The sequence below is a fragment of the Streptomyces sp. NPDC037100 genome (assembly GCF_055606225.1).
The window spans coordinates 537,128-558,423 of sequence record NZ_JBVJSX010000001.1; the positions used below are offsets into that span (position 1 = coordinate 537,128).

At 72.0% G+C, this 21,296-nt stretch carries 14 protein-coding genes; 4 read left to right on the top strand and 10 right to left on the bottom strand.

Annotated elements, in window-relative coordinates; translation table 11 throughout:
• Window positions 1-85 precede the first annotated feature (85 nt).
• From ACZ7EG_RS02490 to hrcA, 7 genes are all read right to left on the bottom strand, one after another.
• Window positions 86-3,277 (bottom strand): S41 family peptidase, encoded by a 3,192-nt coding sequence (locus ACZ7EG_RS02490; protein ID WP_471071087.1) that lies wholly within the window; start codon window positions 3,275-3,277, stop codon window positions 86-88.
• Window positions 3,278-3,322: 45 nt separating this feature from the next.
• On the bottom strand, window positions 3,323-3,868 hold the full coding sequence (locus ACZ7EG_RS02495) for a hypothetical protein (protein WP_471071090.1): 546 nt from the start codon (window positions 3,866-3,868) through the stop codon (window positions 3,323-3,325).
• 49 nt (window positions 3,869-3,917) lie between these two features.
• Window positions 3,918-4,310 (bottom strand): VOC family protein, encoded by a 393-nt coding sequence (locus ACZ7EG_RS02500; RefSeq protein ID WP_471071093.1) that lies wholly within the window; start codon window positions 4,308-4,310, stop codon window positions 3,918-3,920.
• A 16-nt stretch (window positions 4,311-4,326) separates the two neighbouring features.
• The gene (locus ACZ7EG_RS02505; RefSeq protein ID WP_471071096.1) at window positions 4,327-5,067 is read right to left on the bottom strand and encodes a 16S rRNA (uracil(1498)-N(3))-methyltransferase; all 741 of its coding nucleotides are present in this window, start codon (window positions 5,065-5,067) and stop codon (window positions 4,327-4,329) included.
• Complete coding sequence (locus tag ACZ7EG_RS02510) at window positions 5,064-6,137, bottom strand: nitronate monooxygenase (protein WP_471071099.1); 1,074 nt, start codon at window positions 6,135-6,137, stop codon at window positions 5,064-5,066. The genes ACZ7EG_RS02505 and ACZ7EG_RS02510 overlap by 4 nt, the downstream gene beginning before the upstream one ends.
• Before the next feature lie 306 nt (window positions 6,138-6,443).
• The gene (gene dnaJ / locus ACZ7EG_RS02515) at window positions 6,444-7,580 is read right to left on the bottom strand and encodes a molecular chaperone DnaJ (RefSeq protein ID WP_142164010.1); all 1,137 of its coding nucleotides are present in this window, start codon (window positions 7,578-7,580) and stop codon (window positions 6,444-6,446) included.
• Window positions 7,580-8,596: a heat-inducible transcriptional repressor HrcA gene (gene hrcA, locus ACZ7EG_RS02520; protein ID WP_033306349.1), complete on the bottom strand. Its 1,017-nt coding sequence runs from the start codon at window positions 8,594-8,596 to the stop codon at window positions 7,580-7,582. Before hrcA ends, dnaJ begins: the two co-directional genes overlap by 1 nt.
• Window positions 8,597-8,767: 171 nt before the next feature.
• Between hrcA and ACZ7EG_RS02525 the strand changes: the two genes are divergently transcribed.
• Entirely contained in the window at window positions 8,768-9,499 is a 732-nt protein-coding gene (locus tag ACZ7EG_RS02525) for an MBL fold metallo-hydrolase (protein ID WP_471071103.1), read from the top strand.
• Between the two features lie 31 nt (window positions 9,500-9,530).
• The gene (locus ACZ7EG_RS02530; RefSeq protein WP_471071106.1) at window positions 9,531-10,334 is read left to right on the top strand and encodes a DUF3097 domain-containing protein; all 804 of its coding nucleotides are present in this window, start codon (window positions 9,531-9,533) and stop codon (window positions 10,332-10,334) included.
• A gap of 408 nt (window positions 10,335-10,742) precedes the next feature.
• Here the strand turns inward: ACZ7EG_RS02530 and hemW are convergent, their stop codons facing one another.
• The gene (gene hemW, locus ACZ7EG_RS02535) at window positions 10,743-11,975 is read right to left on the bottom strand and encodes a radical SAM family heme chaperone HemW (protein ID WP_471071109.1); all 1,233 of its coding nucleotides are present in this window, start codon (window positions 11,973-11,975) and stop codon (window positions 10,743-10,745) included.
• Window positions 11,976-12,002: 27 nt separating this feature from the next.
• Window positions 12,003-14,402 carry a SpoIIE family protein phosphatase gene (locus tag ACZ7EG_RS02540; protein WP_471071112.1) on the bottom strand — a complete coding sequence of 800 codons (2,400 nt, stop codon included), beginning with the start codon at window positions 14,400-14,402 and terminating at the stop codon, window positions 12,003-12,005.
• A 177-nt stretch (window positions 14,403-14,579) separates the two neighbouring features.
• On the opposite strand from ACZ7EG_RS02540, the gene ACZ7EG_RS02545 reads away from it, so the two are divergent.
• Together ACZ7EG_RS02545 and ACZ7EG_RS02550 are read left to right on the top strand one after the other, a co-directional pair.
• The gene (locus tag ACZ7EG_RS02545) at window positions 14,580-18,659 is read left to right on the top strand and encodes a HAMP domain-containing protein (RefSeq protein WP_471071116.1); all 4,080 of its coding nucleotides are present in this window, start codon (window positions 14,580-14,582) and stop codon (window positions 18,657-18,659) included.
• Window positions 18,656-19,126 carry a response regulator gene (locus tag ACZ7EG_RS02550; protein ID WP_471071119.1) on the top strand — a complete coding sequence of 157 codons (471 nt, stop codon included), beginning with the start codon at window positions 18,656-18,658 and terminating at the stop codon, window positions 19,124-19,126. The genes ACZ7EG_RS02545 and ACZ7EG_RS02550 overlap by 4 nt, the downstream gene beginning before the upstream one ends.
• 65 nt (window positions 19,127-19,191) lie before the next feature.
• On the opposite strand, the gene ACZ7EG_RS02555 is transcribed toward ACZ7EG_RS02550, so the two are convergent.
• On the bottom strand, window positions 19,192-21,063 hold the full coding sequence (locus tag ACZ7EG_RS02555; RefSeq protein WP_471071122.1) for an AMP-dependent synthetase/ligase: 1,872 nt from the start codon (window positions 21,061-21,063) through the stop codon (window positions 19,192-19,194).
• Window positions 21,064-21,296: the final 233 nt, after the last annotated feature.

A 21,296-nucleotide genomic window follows, 5' to 3' on the forward strand; every position in this document is an offset into this window, starting at 1 on the left:
GGTTGGCCGAATGTAGGTCCGACTCAGGCATCGTATCGTCGTCGTGTGGGTGCGTTGTGGCTGGTCGCGCAGTTCCCCGCGCCCCTCAGGTGGGCAGGCCCGGGGGCATTTTGGCGGGTGCTGTCTCCAGGCTCTGCAGCGCCAGTCGAATGGCCTCGTCCAGCTGCGTGTCCCTGCCCGCCGCGTAGTCCTGCGGGCGTTGCAGGACCTCCACGTCGGGATCCACGCCGTGGTTCTCCACGCCCCACTCGTAGCCCTCCAGCCAGAAGGCGTACTTGGGCTGGGTCACCAGGGTGCCGTCGACCAGGCGGTAGCGGCTGTCGATGCCGATGACGCCGCCCCAGGTGCGGGTGCCGACGACCGGGCCGAGGCCGAGGGCCTTGATGGCCGCGTTGACGATGTCGCCGTCGGAGCCGGAGAACTCGTTGGCGACGGCCACGACGGGGCCGCGCGGGGCGTCCTCCGGGTAGCTGTAGGGGCGCATGCCGCGCGGGACGGCCCAGCCGACGATGCGGCGGGCCAGTTTCTCGACGACGAGCTGGGAGGTGTGGCCGCCGCGGTTCTCGCGGACGTCGACGACCAGGCCCTCACGGGCGACCTCGACGCGCAGGTCGCGGTGGATCTGGGCCCAGCCGGGGGCCTGCATGTCGGGGACGTGCAGATAGCCGAGGCGGCCGCCGGACTTCTCGTGGACGTAGGCGCGGCGGTCGGCCACCCAGGCGTGGTAGCGCAGGGGTTCCTCGTCGGCGACCGGGACGACGACGGCGTGCCGGGGGTCGCCGCCGCCGGACGGGGAGATGGTCAGCTCCACCGGCTTGTTGGCCGTGCCGATCAGCAGCGGGCCGGGGCCGAGAACGGGGTCGACCGGCTGTCCCGCGACCGCCACGATGGCGTCCCCGGGGCGTACCGCGACGCCCGGTGCGGCCAGCGGGCTGCGGGCGTCCGGGTCGGAGGTCTCGGAGGGCAGGATGCGGTCGACGCGCCAACTGCCGTCCTCGTGGCGGGAGATGTCGGCTCCGAGCAGGCCCTGCCGGGGGCCGCCGCCGTGTCCGCCGCGCGGGGTGACGTAGGCGTGCGAGGTGCCGAGTTCGCCCTGCACCTCCCACAGCAGGTCGACGAGGTCGTCGTGGGTGGCGCACCGGTCCACGACCGGGCGGTAGCGGTCGAGGACGCCGTCCCAGTCGACGCCGCTCATGTCGGACCGCCAGAAGTGGTCCCGCATGATGCGGCCGTTCTCGTCGAACATCTGGCGCCACTCGGCCGCCGGGTCGACGAACTGGCGTACGCGGCCCAGGTCGACGGTGATGTTGGAGTCGCTGTCGTCGTCGCTCGATGCACGCCGGTCGCTGGGGACGACCTTCAGCCGCCCGTCGGTCCACAGCAGCACCCGCTTGCCGTCGCCGCTGACCGCGAAGTGGTCGGCGTCGACGGCGAGATGCTCGACCCGCTGCTGGGCGAGGTCGTAGCGCTCCAGCTCGGACTTGGGGTCGGGGTCGTCCGGAGTGGCCCGGGACGCGCCGAGCACACCGGCGACCGGGTGGCGCAGCCACAGGACGCCGTCCTTGGCGGCGCGCAGGTTGGTGTAGCGGCCGGCCTCGACCGGGAAGGGCACGATGCGGTCGGCGAGACCTTCGAGGTCGATGCGGGTGGTGGGGGTGCCCTCGCTGTCGGGGGTCTCCTCCCGGTCGGGCGTCTCGAAGGACCTGCCGTGCCGCTGCGGACCGAACGGGGAGGGCGTGGTGGCCGCGAGGGTGATCAGATGCGGCCGGGCGCCCACCACGAAGGCCAGGTCGAAGACGTGCTCGTCGTAGACCGGGTCGAAGGAGCGGGTCGACAGGAACGCGAGGTGCTTGCCGTCCATCGTGAACGCGGGCGCGTAGTCCTGGAAGCGCAGCGGGGTGGCCTCGGTGACCGACAGGTCGGTGGTGTTGGCGAGTTTCAGCTGGGCCAGCGGCCGGGGGCCGGGGTGGGACCAGGCCAGCCAGGACGAGTCGGGTGAGAAGACCAGGCCCGAGACGTCGCCGTCCTCACTGCGGTCGACCTCCCGCACCTCGCCCGTCTCCCGCTCCACCAGCAGCAGGCGCCCGTCGTGGCAGGACACTGCGGCCCGGCTGCCGTCGGGCGCCATGGCGAGGTCCAGCACCCGGCCGAGCTGCCCGGCGGCGATCCGGCGGGGTGTCGCGCCGGGGGCGAGTCCGGTGGCGGGCGCGAACTCCAGCGCGTCGTCGCCCTCGGCGTCCGTCACCCACACCACCCACTGCTCGCCGTCCGCGCGGAACGTCCGCGGCAGCCGGGCCCGTACGCCCGGTGTCGCGGCCAGGGCGCGGGCCGGGCCGGAGCGGTGGGTGACCCAGTGCACGGAGCCGCGTACGGCGACCGCGCTGCCGCGTGCGGTGTGGTCCGGGGACGCCGAGCCGAACCACCGGGAGGCGTTCACCGGGAACGGCTGAAGATCGGTGCGCTGTCCGCCCAGCCGCACGTCCAGCCGCCGGGGCTCGGCGCCCTCCAGGTCGTCCAGCACCCACAGTTCACCGGCGCTGGAGTAGACGACACGGGTGCCGTCGCTCGCGGCGTGCCGGGCGTAAAAGCCGTCGAGGGGGGTGTGGCGGCGCAGGTCGGACCCGTCGGCGAGGGAGGAGTAGAGCGCTCCGGTGCCCTCGTGGTCCGAGAGGAAGGCGATGCGGTCCCCCACCCACAGCGGGTACTCGATGTTGCCGTCGATGTCCTCGTGCAGCCGCACGAACTCCCCGTTGTCCTCGGGGTCGATCCACAGCTTGCCCGCCGTCCCGCCGCGGTACCGCTTCCACCAGGCCGCCTCACGTCCCATGGGCGCGGACAGCAGCACCGTGTGCGGGCCGTGCGCGACGTCGCCGACGGGCCCGTACGGCAGGGTGGTGGCCGGGCCGCCGTCCAGCGGGACGGCTCGCGCCCAGGTGCGTCGCAGGCTCGCCTGGCCCTCGGTGCTGATCGCCAGGACCTCGCCGTCCGGGGTCCAGCCGCGCACCTGTGTCTTGAGACTCCCCCAGTACGTCAGCCGCTTGGCCGGACCGCCGTCGACCGGGGCGATGAGCACCTCGGGGGCGCCGTCACGGGTGGAGGTCCAGGCGACGGTGGTGCCGTCGGGCGAGATGCGGGGCTGGGTCACCGGCATGTTGTCGGCGCTGACCCGCCAGGCCCGGCCGCCGTCGAGTGGGGCGAGCCACACGTCGTCCTCGGCGGTGAAGGCGACCAGGTCGCCGTGCACATGGGGGAACCGGAGGTAAGCAGGCGATGTCACCCGATCACCCTATGCAGGGACGACGCCGCGCGGACAGGGTTCGGATCACTTGCCCTCGACAGGGCGGCAGTCCGGGTACCGCTCGCACCAGATGGTCTGGGTGACGGTCACGGTGACCGTCGGCCCGGGCCGGCCGTTCGGGGGCCCGCCGACGGGCGGCGGGCTGGTGGCGTCGCAGTCGCCGAGGCCGTCGACCTGGAACCACACCTTGCCGTCCACCTTGGCGGTGATGTTCCCGCGTACGCAGGCGCCGTTCACCGCGTGGGTGACCTTGCCGTCGACGGTGATGTCCTTGCCGTCGTCGGTCTCGCCCTCGCAGTCGACGGTCGCGACGGTCCGCTCACGCGCCGAGGGTGACGATTTCCCGCCGCTCTCCCCGTAGGAGGCGGTGCACGTGAGCCACCGCACGTCCGCCTTCTGCCGGTTGAGCTCTTTGGTCACGGTCTGGTCGGTGGTGTACGCGACGGACGCGGCGCTGACGCTGCCGGGTTCGCAGGCGACGGCACCGCCCACGGCCACCACGGCGAACGTCGCCGCGACCGCCACACGCCGCCCGCGCGGACCCAGCCGATATTTCCTCGAAGCCCCCATGGAGGGGAGCCTGCCACTGCCGGGGGCCGCGCGGTAGGGCGCAAAGGCGTCAGCCGCGCAGCAGCAGCCACTCCTGAAGCTCCACCAGGTTGCCCTCGGGGTCCTTGAGATGGGCCACCCGCATGCGGTCGGTCATGGGTGCCGGGCCGTGCAGCACCGTGGCGCCGCGCATGGTGATCTCCTCGCAGTACGCGTCCAGCGCGTCCACCCGCAGCACGACCAGGGAGCGGTGGCCCTCGGCCGTGTCACCCAGTTCGTCGAGCACCTCGGCCATCATCGACCGGTCCTGCAGCGCGATCCCCGCGGAACCGACCGCGGGGCTGAATCTCTCGTACGGCCCGTCCGCCGCCCCCGACTGCGGTTTGAGGCCGAGGACCTCGCCGTAGAAGCGGTAGCAGGCGGAGAAGTCGGTCACGAGCAGACGGACCTGTGCGAGTTCCACGGTGCCTCCAAGGGGGTCAGGACCAGCGTCCGGTGCGTGCCAGGAGCACGGCCGCGGCGGCCGTCCCGGCAGTCGATGTGCGCAGCACACTGCGCCCGAGGCGGTACGCCTGCGCCCCCGCCTCCTCGAACAGCGCCAGTTCCTCCGGCGCGACGCCCCCCTCGGGCCCCACGACCAGCACGATGTCACCGGTGGCCGGCAGTTCGGCCGTCGCCAGCGGCGCGTCCCCGCTCTCGTGCAGCACGGCGGCGAAGTCCGCCCCGGCCAGCAGGGCGGCGACCTGCTTGGTCGTCGCCGCCTCCGCGACCTCCGGGAAGCGCACCCGGCGGGACTGCTTGCCGGCCTCCCGGGCCGTGGCCCGCCACTTGCCCAGCGCCTTGACCCCGCGGTCGCCCTTCCACTGTGTGATGCAGCGCGCCGCCGCCCACGGCACGATCGCGTCGACCCCGACCTCGGTCATCGTCTCGACGGCGAGCTCGCCGCGGTCGCCCTTGGGCAGCGCCTGGACGACGGTGACCCGGGGCTCCTCCGCGGGCTCCTCGGACACCGAGTCCAGCTGGAGGATCAGCCGGTCCTTGCCCTCCGTGTCGAGCACGACGCAGTCCGCCCAGCGGCCCGCCCCGTCCGTGAGGACGACGTCCTCACCGGCGCGCAGCCGCTTCACGGAGACGGCGTGCCGCCCCTCCGGCCCGTCGAGGACGTACCGGCCGCCGCCGCCCGCGTCGAAGTGCTCGACCACGAACACCGGCGCGGTCACAGCGCGCCTCCGCCCGTCAACGAGGCCCGGGCGGCGGCCAGTTCCCCCGCCAGCACCTCGACCAGTTGCCCGGCGGGCAGCTCCCGCGCCATCCGGTGCCCCTGCCCGGCCCACAGCGCCATGCCCTGCGCGTCACCGGCCTTGGCGGCGGCCTTGCGCAGCGGCGCGGTGAGGTGGTGGATCTCGGGGTAGGCGGCGGGCGCGTACGGGCCGTGCTCGCGCAGGAACCGGTTGACGAGGCCGCGCGCGGGCCGCCCGGAGAACGCCCGGGTCAGCTCGGTGCGGACGAACAGCGGGTTGGTCAGCGCCTGCTTGTGCAGGGCGTTCGCGCCCGACTCGTGCGTGGCGAGGAAGGCGGTGCCCAGCTGGGCCGCGCTCGCCCCGGCCGCGAGGACCCCGGCGATCTGGCCGCCGCGCATGATGCCGCCGGCGGCGACGATCGGAATGCTCACGGCCTCACGGACCTGGGCGATCAGGGACAGCAGGCCGATGCCGGAACCGTCCGTCTCGGGAATGTCCCGGTGGGTGCCCTGGTGGCCGCCGGCCTCGACGCCCTGGGCGATGACCCCGTCCGCGCCCGCCCGTTCGACGGCCCGGGCCTCGTCGGGGGTGGTCGCGGCGGCCAGGACGAAGGTGCCGCCGCGGTGCAGGGTGTCGACGATCTCGCGGCTCGGGACGCCGAAGTGGAAGGACACCACCGGTACGGGGTTGTCGCGCAGCACCACGAGCTTGGCCTCGAAGCCGTCGTCGCGTCCGCTGTCCGGGTCGCCGAGCTCGGCCTCGTACCAGGTGGCCTCGCCGGCCAGCTGGTGGGCGTAGACGTCGACGGCGGCGGGGTCGGCGTACTCCGGCTGCGGCATGAAGACGTTGACGCCGAAGGGCCTGCTGGTGAGGCTCCGGAGCTGCTTGATCTCCTGGTACATCCCGTCGGCGGTCTTGTACCCGGCGGCGAGGAAACCGAGCCCTCCCGCTTCGCACACGGCCGCGGCGAGCTGCGGCACGGAGACGCCGCCCGCCATGGGGGCCTGCACGATCGGGAAGGGGAAGAGATCGGTCAGTGCGGAGGACATGACCGCATGTTGTCACGTCCTCCGAACAACTCCGAAACCGGCCTGCCGACTGGCGTAGACCAGAAGCACGCCCCGCGTCAGCGCCCGTCGAAGGCATCCTTCAACCCCGAGAACAGCCCCTGCCGCCCCGGCTGACCGTGCCAGCCCGGGGAGCCCCCCCGGACCCCCGGCAGCGGCCGGACCACACACGTCAGCGCCCGTCGAAGGCGTCCTTCAACCGCGAGAACAGCCCCTGCCGCCCCGGCTGACCGTGCCAGCCCGGGGAGACAACCCCCCGGACCCCCGGCAGCGGCCGGACCACACACGTCAGCGCCCGTTGAAGGCGTCCTTCAACCGCGAGAACAGCCCCTGCTGCCCCGGCTGGAACTGCCCCGTGGGCCGTTCCTCGCCGCGGAGCTTGGAGAGCTCGCGCAGCAGGCGTTCCTGCTCGGGGTCGAGCTTGGTCGGGGTCTGGACCTCGACGTGGACGATGAGGTCGCCGCGTCCGCCGCCGCGCAGGTGCGTGACGCCCCGGCCGTGCAGCGGGATCGACTGGCCGGACTGGGTGCCCGGACGGATGTCGACCTCCTCCATGCCGTCGAGCGTCTCCAGCGGCACCTTCGTGCCGAGGGACGCCGCCGTCATGGGGATCGTCACCGTGCAGTGCAGGTCGTCGCCGCGCCGCTGGAACGTGCTGTGGGGCAGCTCGTGGATCTCGACGTAGAGGTCACCGGCCGGACCGCCGCCGGGGCCGACCTCGCCCTCGCCGGCGAGCTGGATCCGCGTGCCGTTGTCGACACCGGCCGGGATCTTGACCGTGAGCGTGCGGCGGGACCGCACGCGGCCGTCGCCCGCGCACTCCGGGCACGGAGTCGGCACGACCGTGCCGAAGCCCTGGCACTGCGGGCACGGGCGGGACGTCATGACCTGACCCAGGAAGGACCGGGTGACCTGCGAGACCTCGCCGCGGCCGCGGCACATGTCACACGTCTGGGCGGAGGTGCCCGGGGCCGCGCCCTCGCCGCTGCAGGTGTTGCAGACGACGGCCGTGTCGACCTGGATGTCCTTCGTCGTGCCGAAGGCGGCCTCGTCGAGCTCGACCTCGATGCGGATCATCGCGTCCTGGCCGCGGCGGGTGCGCGAGCGCGGTCCGCGCTGCGACGCCGTGCCGAAGAACGCGTCCATGATGTCCGAGAAGTTCCCGAAGCCACCGGCTCCGAAGCCGCCCGCGCCACCGCCGCCGGCCTGCGAGAGCGGGTCGCCGCCGAGGTCGTAGACCTGCTTCTTCTGCGGGTCCGACAGCACCTCGTAAGCGGCGTTGATCTCCTTGAACCGCTCCTGGGTCTTCGGATCGGGGTTGACGTCCGGGTGCAGCTCGCGCGCGAGCCGCCGGAAGGCCTTCTTGATCTCTTCCTGCGACGCGTCGCGGCGCACGCCGAGTACGGCGTAGTAGTCCGTGGCCACTACGACTCCGCCAGGATCTGTCCGACGTACCGTGCCACTGCGCGTACCGCTCCCATCGTTCCCGGGTAGTCCATGCGGGTCGGTCCGACCACGCCGAGCTTGGCGACTGCCTCGCCGCCCGAACCGTAGCCGACCGACACGACGGACGTGGAGTTGAGTCCTTCGTGGGCGTTCTCGTGACCGATCCGTACGGTCACGCCCGGATCCTTCGCCTCGCCGAGCAGCTTGAGGAGCACGACCTGCTCCTCCAGCGCCTCCAGCACCGGCCGGATCGTGAGAGGGAAGTCATGCCCGAAGCGGGTCAGATTGGCGGTGCCGCCGATCATCAGCCGCTCCTCGTTCTCCTCGACGAGCGTCTCCAGAAGTGTGGAGAGCACCGTAGAGACCGTACCCCGGTCCTCGTGCTCGAACGCCTCGGGGAGATCCTCCACCAGACTCGGCACATCCGCGAAACGCCGGTTCGCCACACGGCTGTTGAGCCGCGCGCGCAGATCCGCGAGCGAGGCGTCGCCGAAGGGCGCCGGGCAGTCGACGACCCGCTGCTCGACGCGCCCGGTGTCCGTGATCAGCACGAGCATCACGCGCGCGGGCGCCAGGGAGAGCAACTCCACGTGCCGCACGGTCGAGCGGGTCAGCGACGGGTACTGCACGACGGCGACCTGGCGCGTGAGCTGCGCGAGCAGCCGCACGGTGCGCGCCACGACGTCGTCGAGGTCGACGGCACCCTCGAGGAAGTTCTGGATCGCGCGCCGCTCGGGCGCGGTCATCGGCTTGACGCCGGCGAGCTTGTCGACGAACAGCCGGTAACCCTTGTCGGTGGGGATGCGCCCGGCGCTGGTGTGCGGCTGGGCGATGTACCCCTCGTCCTCGAGGGCCGCCATGTCGTTGCGGACGGTGGCCGGGGAGACGCCGAGGCTGTGCCGCTCGGTGAGGGCCTTGGAGCCCACCGGCTCCTCGGTGCCGACGTAGTCCTGGACGATGGCGCGCAGCACCTGCAGCCTGCGTTCACTGAGCATCGCGCACACCTCCAGAAGTCTCCGTCTGCTTGCCCTGCCGGTCCGGCCTGGCACTCTGCGCATGCGAGTGCCAGCGTTCCCCGGCCCAGTGTACGGCGGTGGGGTACACCCCCGGCAAGGCTGGTCGTGCGGCACCGTGCCCCGAGCGGGGGCACCCGCTAGCGTCGCCGTATGACGGTGACTTGGGAAGACCTCGGATGGGAGCGCGTGGCCGCCGGTGTGGGCCGGTGCCGGCTGCCGGTGTGGGACTGCACGATCGGGCTGGTCGCCGGTGAGGGGGCGGTCCTCATGATCGACGCGGGGTCGAGCCTCGCCGAGGGCGCGAAAATGGGGGCGCAGGCGCGTGCGCTCACCGGCCACCGTGTGACGCATCTCGCGCTGACCCATCCGCACTTCGACCATGTCTTCGGCGCCGCGGCGCTCCCGGACACCGAGGTGTTCGGCGCGGTGGGCGTGGACGCGCTGCTGACACGGGTGCGGGACCGCGAGGAACTGCGCGAGGACGGGGTGCGCCAGGGCCTGGCGGCGCCCACGGCCGAGGAGGCGGCGGAGCGGCTGGTCCCGCCCGGCCACCTGGTCTCCGGCGAGTGGACGCTCGACCTGGGCGGCGGCCGGCAGGTGCTGCTGGCGAACGTCGGCCCGGGGCACACCGCGCACGACCTGGCGGTGCTGGTGCCCGGTGATCCGGAGGTGGTGTTCTGCGGGGACCTGGTCGAGGAGTCCGGAGATCCCCAGGCGGGCCCGGACGCGGTGCCGTCGCACTGGCCCGCCGCCCTCGACCGGCTGCTCGACCTGGGTGGCGAGGACGCGGTGTACGTGCCCGGTCACGGAGCGGTGGTGGACGCGGCGTTCGTGCGGGCGCAACGGGACGCGCTGGCGGCGCGTTTCGGCGTGTCGCGGTGATCGCCGTCCGCCTTCTCCTATCGTCATTCGAATGCGCCAGTACTCCGCCGATCTGACCCCGCCGTGGAAGAAGCCGAAGCCGGTACCCGAGGTCGCTGCGGAGCCGGGCCTGGTGGTGGAGGAGCCGGGGACCGGTTTCTGCGGCGCGGTGATCCGCTGCGAGGCGGGCACGGTGACGCTGGAGGACCGCTTCGGCAAGCACCGGGTGTTCCCGATGGAGCCGCGTGGCTTCCTTCTGGAGGGCAGGGTGGTGACCCTCGTCCGCCCCGCGCCCGGCGGCCCGGCGCGTCCCACCCGCACGGCCTCGGGGTCGGTCGCCGTCCCCGGCGCCCGCGCCCGCGTGGCCCGCGCCGGCCGCATCTACGTCGAGGGCCGCCACGACGCCGAGCTGGTCGAGAAGGTGTGGGGCGACGACCTGCGCATCGAGGGCGTGGTCGTGGAGTACCTGGAGGGCGTCGACGACCTGCCGTCGATCGTCTCCGAGTTCGCCCCCGGCCCGGACGCACGGCTGGGCGTCCTGGTGGACCACCTGGTCCCCGGCTCCAAGGAGTGGCGCATCGCCCAGGCCGTCACCAGCGACCACGCCCTGGTCGTGGGGCACCCGTACATCGACATCTGGGAGGCGGTGAAACCGTCGTCCCTGGGCATCGAAGCGTGGCCCCGGGTCCCGCGCGGGCAGGACTGGAAGACCGGGGTGTGCCGGGCGTTGGGTTGGCCGGAGAACACGGGGGCGGCCTGGCAGCGGATCCTGTCGGGCGTGCACTCGTACAAGGACCTGGAGCCGGAACTGCTGGGCCGGGTGGAAGAGCTGATCGACTTCGTCACGGCTCCCTAGCCGCGGGCGCGCGTGCCGCCTCAGCCTCGATCGCGCACAGCCGCCCAACTGCCGCATGCGCGCCACCCGCTTCGTCACAGCTCCCCAGCCGCAGGCGCGCGTGCCGCCTCAGCCTCGATCGCGCACAGCCGCCCAACTGCCGCATGCGCGCCACCCGCTTCGTCACAGCTCCCCAGCCGCAGGCGCGCGTGCCGCCTCAGCCTCGATCGCGCACAGCCGCCCAACTGCGGCATGCGCGCTTCCCCCCAGTGCCTGAAGGGCCTGGGAGGTGCCCCCAGGGGCGGCATGTGTGGGCGTGGAGGTGCCCCTGCTCGAGCGAAGCCGAGAGCTCGGGGGAGGCCACCCCGCCGCGCCGGGCTGCGAAACACCCGCCCCGGCACTCACGCCGCGGCACCCACGCCGAGCAGCTCAGTCCACCAGATCCCGCACGACGCCGTCCGCCAGCAACCGCCCGCGCAAGGTCAGTACAGCCCGGCCCTCCGCATACGGCCCCTCCTGGAGCAACCCTTCGGACAAGGCCCGCCGAGACGCCGCAAGCCCCTCCTCCCTCAGCAGCGACAACGGCACCCCGTCCCGCAGCCGCAGCTCCAGCAGGATCCGCTCGACCCGCCGGTCCTCCTGCGACAGCACCTCACGCCCGGCCCCCGGCGACGTCCCCGAAGCCAGCGCAGCCGCGTACGCCCCCGGATGCTTGACGTTCCACCACCGCACCCCGCCCACGTGACTGTGCGCACCGGGCCCGGCCCCCCACCAGTCGGCCCCCCGCCAGTACAGCTCGTTGTGCAGGCACCGCCCGGCCTGAGAGGTCGCCCAGTTGGACACCTCGTACCACTCGAAGCCCGCCCCGGAGAACACCTCGTCCGCGATCAGGTACCGGTCGGCGTGGACGTCGTCGTCGGTCATCGGCACCTCGCCCCGACGGATACGACGGGCGAGCTGCGTGCCCTCCTCGACGATCAGGGCGTAGGCGCTGACATGGTCCGGCCCGGCGCCCAGCACCGCGTCCAGCGAGGCCCGCCAGTCGTCGTCGGACTCCCCGGGTGTGCCGTAGATCAGGTCGAGGTTGACATGCTCGAACCCGGCCGCCCGGGCCTCCGCCACACAGGCCTCGGGCCGCCCCGGCGTGTGCGTGCGGTCCAGCACCTTCAGCACGTGCTGCCGCGCGCTCTGCATCCCGAAGGAGATCCGGTTGAAGCCCCCCTCGCGCAGGGCGGCCAGGTACCCGGGATCGACCGACTCCGGGTTCGCCTCGGTCGTGACCTCGGCGTCCTCCGCCAGCCCGAACTCGTCCCGCACGGCCTTCAGCATCCGCACGAGATCACCGGCGTCCAGCAGCGTGGGCGTGCCGCCGCCCACGAACACCGTCCGCACCGGCCGCGGATCGTCCCCCAGCACCTTGCGCGCCAGCCGGATCTCGTCGGCCAGCGTCTCGGCGTAGTTGTCGCGGGACGCCAGCACACCGCCGGTGCCGCGCAGCTCGGTCGCGGTGTACGTGTTGAAGTCGCAGTAGCCGCAGCGGGTCGCGCAGTACGGGACGTGCAGGTAGAACCCGAGCGGACGATCGGCGGCCCCGGCGAGGGCGGACGCGGGCAGCGTGCCGTCGTCGGGGACGGGCTCGCCGTCGGGGAGTGCGGAAGGCATGCCTTCCATTGTCCAGCACCCGGGCGGTCAGTCCGCCTGGAGCACCAGCAGCGCCAGATCGTCCGCCGGGGGACGCGCCCCGAACTCGTGCACGAGCCGTTTGATCCGCTCGGCTATCAGCTCCGCGTCCAGGCCGGCGCACCCGGCCAGCGCCGCCGCGAGCCCGTCCCCGTCGTCGAACTGCCGGGATCCCGAGCGGCGCTCGGTCACGCCGTCGGTGACGCACAGCAGGGTGTCGCCGGAACGCAGCTCGAAGGTGTCGCTGGTGTAGGTGGCGTCCTCGACGACGCCGAGGAGGGTCTGGGGCTGCGCGGCCGTGTGCACCTCGCCGCCCGCCCCCAGCAGCAGGGGCAGTGGGTGCCCGGCGGAGGCGACGGTGCAGCGGACACCGTCCTCGAAGGGGACGAGCTCGCCGTAGAGCAGGGACAGGAAGCGGGTCTGGGGACCGTCGCCGGGCGGGGTCGGTCGCGCGCCCGCGGCGACCAGCGCCCGGGCGGCCGCGTCGGCGGCCTCCGTGGCGTCGTCGAGCAGGAGCTGGTTGAGACGGTCGAGGACGTCGGCGACCCGGTAGCCCTCGCGGGCCAGCAGCCGCAGCCAGGGCCGGGCCAGGCCGATCACGACGGCGGCCTCGGGGCCCTTGCCCTGGACGTCGCCGACGGCGAAGCACCAGCGGCCGTCACCGGCCGGGAACAGGTCGTAGAAGTCGCCGCTGGGACCGCCCTTGTCGCACGGCTCGTAGACGAGGGCGCTGCGCACGCCGGGGATCTCCGCCACGGCACCGGGCAGCAGCCCGCGCTGCAGCACGGCGCTGATGGTGGCCTGCCGGGCGTACTGGCGGGCGGCGCCGATGGCGAGGGCCACCCGGCGGCTGAGGTCCTCGACGAGGCCGGTGATCTCGTCGGGGAAGCCGGCCGGTCCGGACCGGCCGATGACGAGGGTGCCCAGCGGGCGTCCCCCGGCGACCAGGCGGTACGCCAGGGCCGAACCGGGCTCGCCGTCTGCGAGCGCCTCGCCGGGCCAGGGACAGCCGACGGGCCCGGATCCGCCCTGGTCCCGGCCGCGCTCGAAGGGGGACGCGCCCATCGGGTCGAACGGCTGCGGAGGGTCCTTCTCCAGGGCGCGGCGCAGCTCCTCGATACGGTTCTCGCTGCCGTGCCAGACCCGGGCGAGGCGTGGTCCGCCCAGGCCGGCTCCACCGCTCCAGCCGCCGGCGGTGGCCTCGTCCTCCAGCCACACCGCGCACCAGTCGGCCAGCCGGGGCACGATCAGCTGTCCGGCGAGGGCGGCGACGAGGTCCTCGTCGAGCTGTCCGGCGAGCAGGTCGGAGGCCTCGGCGAGGAAGGACAGGGCGCCGCGGCCGAGCCAGGCGCCGTCGGGACCGTTGCGTCCCTCACGGTTCTCGTGCCGGTCCCGCCAGTCCCGGAGGTCGTTCCAGTCGCGCAGTACACGGGACTCCCCTGAGCCGGGCCTGGGCTGTGTCTCTCCGCCGTGGCCTGGATTGTCCCGGTCCTGGCGCGAGGCCCCCGTCTCTTCGCCGTCCCATGAGACCCACAGTTCTCCGCCGAACCTTGTGCCCCCCGGCTCTCCCGCGCCCCCAGAGCCCCAGGGCTCTCGCTTCTCACGCGGGTCCCATGGGTCTTCGCCGCCGCGCCGGGACCGCGGGGCCTCCTCCGCCTCCTCCGCCTCCTCCGCCTCCTCACCCGAGCGTGGTTCGGGTGCCAGGATCTCCGCCACCCGCAGGCCGCGCGCCAGCATGTGCTCCCCGGCGTACGCCTCGATCTGCTCACCCGCCGCGCACCCGACGGCGGGCAGCCGGGCCCACACGGTCTTGCGGCCCGTGCGGTACGTGACCCCCCACGCCTCGGAGAGCGCGCCGACGAGCCGCAGGCCACGCCCGTACTCGGGGGTGTCGTGCGAGGTCTCCGGCTCGCCGCCACGCGGGGCACGGGAGGGGTGGTGGTCGGAGACCTCGACGACGACGGCAGTGTCCGGGGCGCCGTCCGCGCCGCCTTCCAGCCGGAACTCCGTCTCGACATCGGTGCCGGCGTGCACGACGGCGTTGGTGACGAGTTCGCTGACGACGAGCGTGGCGTCGTCGGCGAGGCGGTCGGTGAGGTGCTCGGCGCCGGGCAGTCCGAACCCGGTCCACTCGGCGAGAGCCTCGCGCACCAGGGCACGGGCGGCGCCCGGGGCGAGGGAACTGCCGGACAGGATCGCGTGCGCCCGCGCGCGCTCCGGTGCGGGCGCCTCGGCGGCGGGACCGGGCGCCGCGCATGCGGCCGCGGGTGTAGCGGGCGCCTCGGCCGCGGGCCCGGGCGCCGCGCATGCGGGCGCGCGTGTATCGGAGGCGTGCGCCCCGGCGGACGGTGTCATCACCTCCGCGGACGGTGCGGGCTCCTCGGGAACGGGCCCCTCCTGGACGGGCACGGACGTCTCCCAAGCGGGTGCAGGCGCTTCTGAGGCACGGGAGGCGGTCTCCCGTTGCGTCGGAATGGCCCCCATGGACAGCTCCCCGGGCAGTTCGTACGAATACGCCACAGTCGATGCCGACAGAGTGACAGACTGACTACGCCCATAAGCGCCGAGTTACCGAAGTGGGCCGCCATGAGTGAGAACAGTGCTACTCCTGTGGTCGAAGACCGGTACGAAGACGGTCAGATTCGTGCATCCGATCTGCGCCCCCTGCTCGCCGCCATGACCGCGGCACGCGACGGCGACTTCGCCAAGGTGCCGGAATCCGGCCACGGGATGGTGGCCGAGCTGACCGCCGTCTACAACCAGATCATGGACCGCAGCGTTCACTTCACCCACGAGGTGCAGCGCGTGCGACGGGAACTGGTCCGGCACGGCCGACTCGACGAGCGGCTCTCGGCCAGCCCGGGCCAGGGCTTGTGGACGTCCCGGGTCAACGATGTGAACCAGTTACTCGACGCCCTGGTCGCCCCGGCGGCGAACGCCACGCGCGTGCTGGACGCGGTGGCCGGCGGTGATCTGACCCAGCGGGTCGATCTGCACGACGGGACGCGGCAGTTGCGCGGCGATCTGCGGCGTCTGGGCCGGGCCGTGAACAAGATGGTGGACCAGCTGTCCCTGTTCACCGGCGAGGTGACGCGGGTGGCCCGCGAGGTGGGCACCGAGGGGCGGCTCGGCGGCCGGGCCAAGGTGCAGGGTCTGTCGGGCAGTTGGCGGGACGTGACGGAGGCCGTCAACACGATGGCGTCCCGGCTGACGGCCCAGGTGCGGGACATCGCGGCGGTGACGACGGCGGTGGCCCGCGGCGACCTGACCCGCACGGTGACGGTGGAGGCGACCGGCGAGCTGCTGGAGCTGAAGCTGACCGTCAACACGATGGTCGACCAGCTCTCCGCCTTCGCCGACGAGGTGACCCGCGTGGCCCGCGAGGTCGGCACCGAGGGCCAGTTGGGCGGCCGGGCCCAGGTGCGGGGCGTGTCCGGGGTGTGGAAGGACCTCACCGACAACGTCAACTTCATGGCGTCGAACCTGACCTCCCAGGTCCGCAACATCGCCCAGGTGACGACGGCCGTGGCCAACGGCGACCTGTCCCAGAAGATCACGGTCGACGCGCAGGGCGAGATCCTGGAGCTCAAGTCGACCATCAACACGATGGTGGACCAGCTCTCCGCCTTCGCCGACGAGGTCACCCGCGTCGCCCGCGAGGTCGGCACCGAGGGCAACCTCGGCGGCCGGGCCCAGGTGCGGGGCGTGTCGGGGGTCTGGAAGGACCTCACCGACAACGTCAACTTCATGGCGGACAACCTCACCTCGCAGGTCCGCAACATCGCGCTCGTCTCCACCGCCGTCGCGCAGGGCGACCTCGGCAAGAAGATCACGGTGGAGGCCAAGGGCGAGATCCTGGAGCTCAAGTCCACGATCAACACGATGGTGGACCAGCTCTCCGCCTTCGCCGACGAGGTCACCCGCGTCGCCCGCGAGGTCGGCACGGAAGGCAACCTCGGCGGCCAGGCGCAGGTGCGGGGCGTGTCGGGGGTCTGGAAGGACCTCACCGACAACGTCAACTTCATGGCGCTGAACCTGACCTCACAGGTCCGCAACATCGCCCAGGTGACCACGGCCGTGGCCAACGGCGACCTGTCGAAGAAGATCACGGTCGACGCCCGCGGCGAGATCCTCGAACTCAAGGACACCGTCAACACGATGGTGGAGCAACTGCGCGCCTTCGCCGACGAGGTCACCCGCGTGGCCCGTGAGGTCGGCACCGACGGGCGGCTCGGCGGCCGGGCACAGGTGCTGGGCGTCTCCGGGGTCTGGCGCGATCTGACGGACAACGTCAACTACATGGCCGACAACCTCACCTCCCAGGTGCGCAACATCGCCCAGGTCGCGACGGCCGTGGCGCAGGGCGACCTGTCCCGGAAGATCGACGTGGACGCGCGCGGCGAGATCCTGGAGCTGAAGACCACGATCAACACCATGGTCGACACGCTGTCCTCCTTCTCCTCGGAGGTCACGCGCGTCGCCCGCGAGGTCGGCTCCGAGGGCCAACTGGGCGGCCAGGCCCGGGTCGAGGGCGTCTACGGCACCTGGAAGCGCCTGACGACGAACGTCAACGAGCTCGCGTCCAACCTCACCACCCAGGTCCGCGCGATCGCGGAGGTCGCCTCCGCGGTGGCCCAGGGCGACATGTCCCGCTCGATCACGGTGGAGACGCAGGGCGAGGTCGCCGAGCTGAAGGACAACATCAACCTGATGGTGGCCAACCTGCGCGAGACGACCCGCGCGAAGGACTGGCTGGAGTCCAACCTGGCCCGCCTCGCCTCCCTGATGCAGGGCCACCGCGACCTGATGGAGGTCGCCGACCTGATACTGCGCGAGCTGACCCCGCTGGTGAACGCCCAGTACGGCGCGTTCTACCTGGCCGACCCGGAGGAGGCCGGAGCGACGGCTCCCACCAAGGGGCTCGCCTTCATCGCCGGGTACGGCGCCGCCCAGGACGCGACCGTCGAGACCGGCGGCCTGCCGGTGCACGGGCTGGTCGCGCAGGCGGCCCGGGAGAAGAAGCGCATCCTGGTGGAGGGCGCCCCACCCGACTACATCAAGATCAACAGCGGTCTGGGGGAAGCGGCCCCGACCACGATCGTCATCATCCCGATCCTCTTCGAGGACAAGCTCCTCGGCGTCATCGAACTCGCCTCGTTCTCCCGCTTCTCCGACGTCCACCTGGCGTTCTTCGACCAGTTCGTCAACACCATCGGCGTCGCCATCAACACGATCATCGCCAACTCCCGCACGGAGTCCCTGCTCGGCGAGTCCCAGCGGCTGGCCATGCAGCTCCAGGAGCGCTCGGACGAACTCCAGAAGCAGCAGGGCGAACTGCAGCGCTCCAACGCCGAACTGGAGGAGAAGGCCGCCCTGCTGGCCACGTCCTCGCAGTACAAGTCGGAGTTCCTGGCCAACATGTCCCACGAGCTGCGTACGCCGCTGAACTCCCTGCTGATCCTGGCCCGGCTGCTCTCCGACAACCCGGACGGCCATCTCTCCGACCAGGAGGTGCAGTTCGCCACGACCATCCACCGCTCGGGCTCGGACCTTCTGCAGCTGATCAACGACATCCTGGACCTGTCGAAGATCGAGGCCGGCCGGATGGACGTACGCCCCAAGCGGCTTCCGCTCATCAAGCTGCTCGACTACGTCCACGCCACCTTCCGGCCCCTCACCCTCGACCGGGGGCTCGCCTTCGAGGTCGCGGTCGGCGAGGACGTACCGCGCGAGATGTACTCGGACGAACAACGCTTGCAGCAGATCCTCCGCAACCTCCTCTCCAACGCGATCAAGTTCACCGCGAACGGCAAAGTCGAGCTGCGGGTGGACCGGGTGCAGGACACCGAGCACCGCTGGGTCCGCGACACCGACGACGTCGTCGCGTTCACCGTGTCCGACACCGGCATCGGGATCGCGCCGGAGAAACTCCCGGTGATCTTCGAGGCGTTCCAGCAGGCCGACGGCACCACCAACCGCAAGTACGGCGGGACCGGCCTCGGCCTGTCCATCAGCCGGGAGATCGCGGGCCTGCTCGGCGGCCGGATCGTCGCCGAGAGCGAACCCGGGAAGGGCTCCACGTTCACCCTGTACGTGCCGGTCGTCAGCCCCGGCCACACCGCGCCCGCACCCGTGCCCGAGGACCGCGCCGACCTGCCGCTGCCCCTCCAGCCGACCGCCGGGACCTTCCCGGTCGCGCACGACGCGGACGACGCCTGGCCGTCGCCGACGAAGCTGGAGGCCTGGACGTCCGGCCGGCCGGGCCGGATCCTGGCCGGGCGGCGGGTGCTGATCGTCGACGACGACATCCGCAACGTCTTCGCCCTGACCCATGTCCTGGGCCGGGTCGGCATGACCGTGCTGTACGCGGAGAACGGCCGCGAGGGCATCGAGACACTGGAGCGCAGCGCGGATGTCGAACTGGTCCTGATGGACATCATGATGCCGGAGATGGACGGCTACGAGACCATCTCCGCGATCCGCCGCACACCCCGCTGGGCGGGCCTGCCGATCGTGGCCCTGACCGCGAAGGCCATGCCCGGAGACCGGGAGAAGTCCATCGCCCGGGGCGCCAACGACTACGTACCCAAGCCGGTGGACATCGACGGCCTGCTGACGGTCGTGTGCGAACTGCTGGACCCCGAGGGCACGGAAGAAGAGGCATGAGCAGCACGGCCACTCACCCCGAACGCGCCGGAATCCTCCTCGTCGACGACATGGAGGACAACCTGACGGCCCTGGAGGCCGTCCTCGCCTCCCTCAACGAGCCGCTGGTACGCGCCCGTTCCGGCGAGGAGGCGATGAAGGCCCTGCTGCGGCAGCCCATCGCCCTGGTCCTGCTCGACATCCGCATGCCCGGCATGGACGGCTTCGAGACGGCCGCCCACATCAAGCGCCTCGACCAGACCCGTGACGTCCCGATCATCTTCCTCACCGGCGCGGACGACGACTCGGGCTACGCCTTCCGCGGCTACGCGACCGGCGCCGCGGACTACGTGACCAAGCCCTTCGACCCGTGGGTGCTCAGGGCCAAGGTCAGCGTCTTCCTGGACCTCTACCGAAAAGGCAGAGAGGTGGAACGCCTGAAGATGGAGATCCAGGACCTCAGACGCCGAGCGGGGGAACGCGGTTAGGGGCGCGGGGAACTGCGCGGACAACCCCGGCGAACCCGAGGTCGCCACACAGCCCCCGCGACCCCCTACGCCTCGCGAGACCCGTCGTACATCTCCTCGATCAGATGCTTGTACTCCCGCTCCACCACGGGCCGCTTCAGCTTCAGACTCGGCGTGATCTCACCGTGCTCGACGTCGAGATCCCGCGGCAGCAGCCGGAACTTCTTGATGGTCTGCCACCGCTGAAGCCCCTCGTTGAGCTGCTTCACGTACCCGTCGACCATCTCCACGGTCTGCGGCGCCGCCACGATCTCCGCGTACGGCTTGCCCTCAAGACCGTTGTCCTTGGCCCACTCGGTGATGGCGACCTCGTCGAGCGCGATGAGCGCCGTGCAGAAGTTCCGGTCGGCCCCGTGCACCAGGATGTTGGAGACGTACGGACACACCGCCTTGAACTGCCCCTCGACCTCCGCCGGGGCGATGTACTTGCCGCCCGAGGTCTTGATGAGGTCCTTCTTGCGGTCGGTGATCCGCAGGTACCCGTCGGCCGACAGCTCCCCGATGTCGCCGGTGTGGAACCAGCCGTCCGGCTCCAGCACCTCGGCGGTCTTCTCGGGCAGGTTGTGGTAGCCCTCCATGATGCCCGGGCCGCGCAGCAGGATCTCGCCGTCGTCGGCGATCCGCACCTCCGTGCCGGGCAGCGGCTTGCCGACCGTGCCGGTGCGGTAGGCCTCGCCCGGGTTCACGAAGGACGCCGCCGAGGACTCGGTCAGGCCGTAGCCCTCCAGGATGTGGATGCCTGCGCCCGAGAAGAAGTAGCCGATCTCCGGCGCGAGGGCGGCGGAGCCGGAGACGCAGGCCCGCAGGTTCCCGCCGAAGGCCTCGCGGATCTTGGCGAACACCAGCGCGTCGGCGACCTTGTGCTTCGCGCCGAGACCGAACGGCACGGACGCGGTCCCGGTCCGGCGGAAGTTGTCCTGCGCGACCTTGGCGTACTCGCGGGCCACCTCGGCCGCCCACTGGAAGATCTTGTACTTGGCGCCGCCGCCCGCCCGGGCCTTCGCCGCCACGCCGTTGTAGACCTTCTCGAAGATGCGGGGCACGGCCGCCATGTACGTCGGCTGCACCACCGGCAGGTTCTCGATGATCTTGTCGACCCGGCCGTCGACGGCGGTGACGTGCCCGACCTCGATCTGCCCGGAGGTCAGCACCTTGCCGAAGACGTGCGCGAGGGGCAGCCAGAGGTACTGGACGTCCTCGCCGCTGACCAGCCCGGTCGCGGCGATCGCCTTCGCCATGTACGACCAGTTGTCGTGCGGCAGGCGCACGCCCTTGGGGCGGCCCGTGGTGCCGGAGGTGTAGATGAGGGTGGCCAGCTGGTCCTTGGAGATGGCGCCGACCCGCTCCTTGATCAGGTCGGGGTCCTTCTCCAGCCGGGCCGCGCCGCGCTTCTCCAGCTCGTCCAGGGTGAGGATCCAGTCCGCGGTCTCGACACCGGCCCCGTCGATCACCACGACATGCGTCAGCTCGGGCAGCTCGGCGCGCTTCTCCTGGGCCTTGGCCAGCTGCTCGGCGTTCTCCGCGATCAGCACCCGGCTCTCGGAGTCCGACAGGATGTAGGCGGACTCGTCGGCGTTGGTCTGCGGGTACACCGTCGTCGTGGCCGCGCCGGCGCACATGATGCCGAGGTCGGCGAGGATCCACTCGATCCGGGTGCCGGCGGCGAGGGCGACGCGCTGCTCGGGCTGCACGCCCAGCTCGATGAGGCCCGCCGCGATGGCGTAGACCCGCTCGGCGGACTGCGCCCAGGTCAGTGACTTCCAGTCGTCCGGCCCCTGGCCCGCCGACGGGACCGGATACCGATAGGCCTCGGCGTCCGGCGTGGCCGCCACGCGCTCCAGGAAGAGGCCCGCCACGGACGGCGGACGGTTCTCGATCAGGGTCTGTGTGTCGCTCACGACATCCTCCGGGCCCGCGACGTGCGGCTGGCTCAGGTGCGGCTGGGTCCACTCGCGGGTCCTTGTTTAACTCGCGAGTAACTATCGAGCAGGGATCAGAGTAAAGGGCGACCGGCCCCTGCGTAAGGGGCCGCGGCCTGTCACTTCGTACAGAGAGCTACCCCAGGAACGCACGGGGCCCGCCGCACTTTCGCACGGCGGGCCCCTGTTCAACCCGGATTGCGGTGTAACCC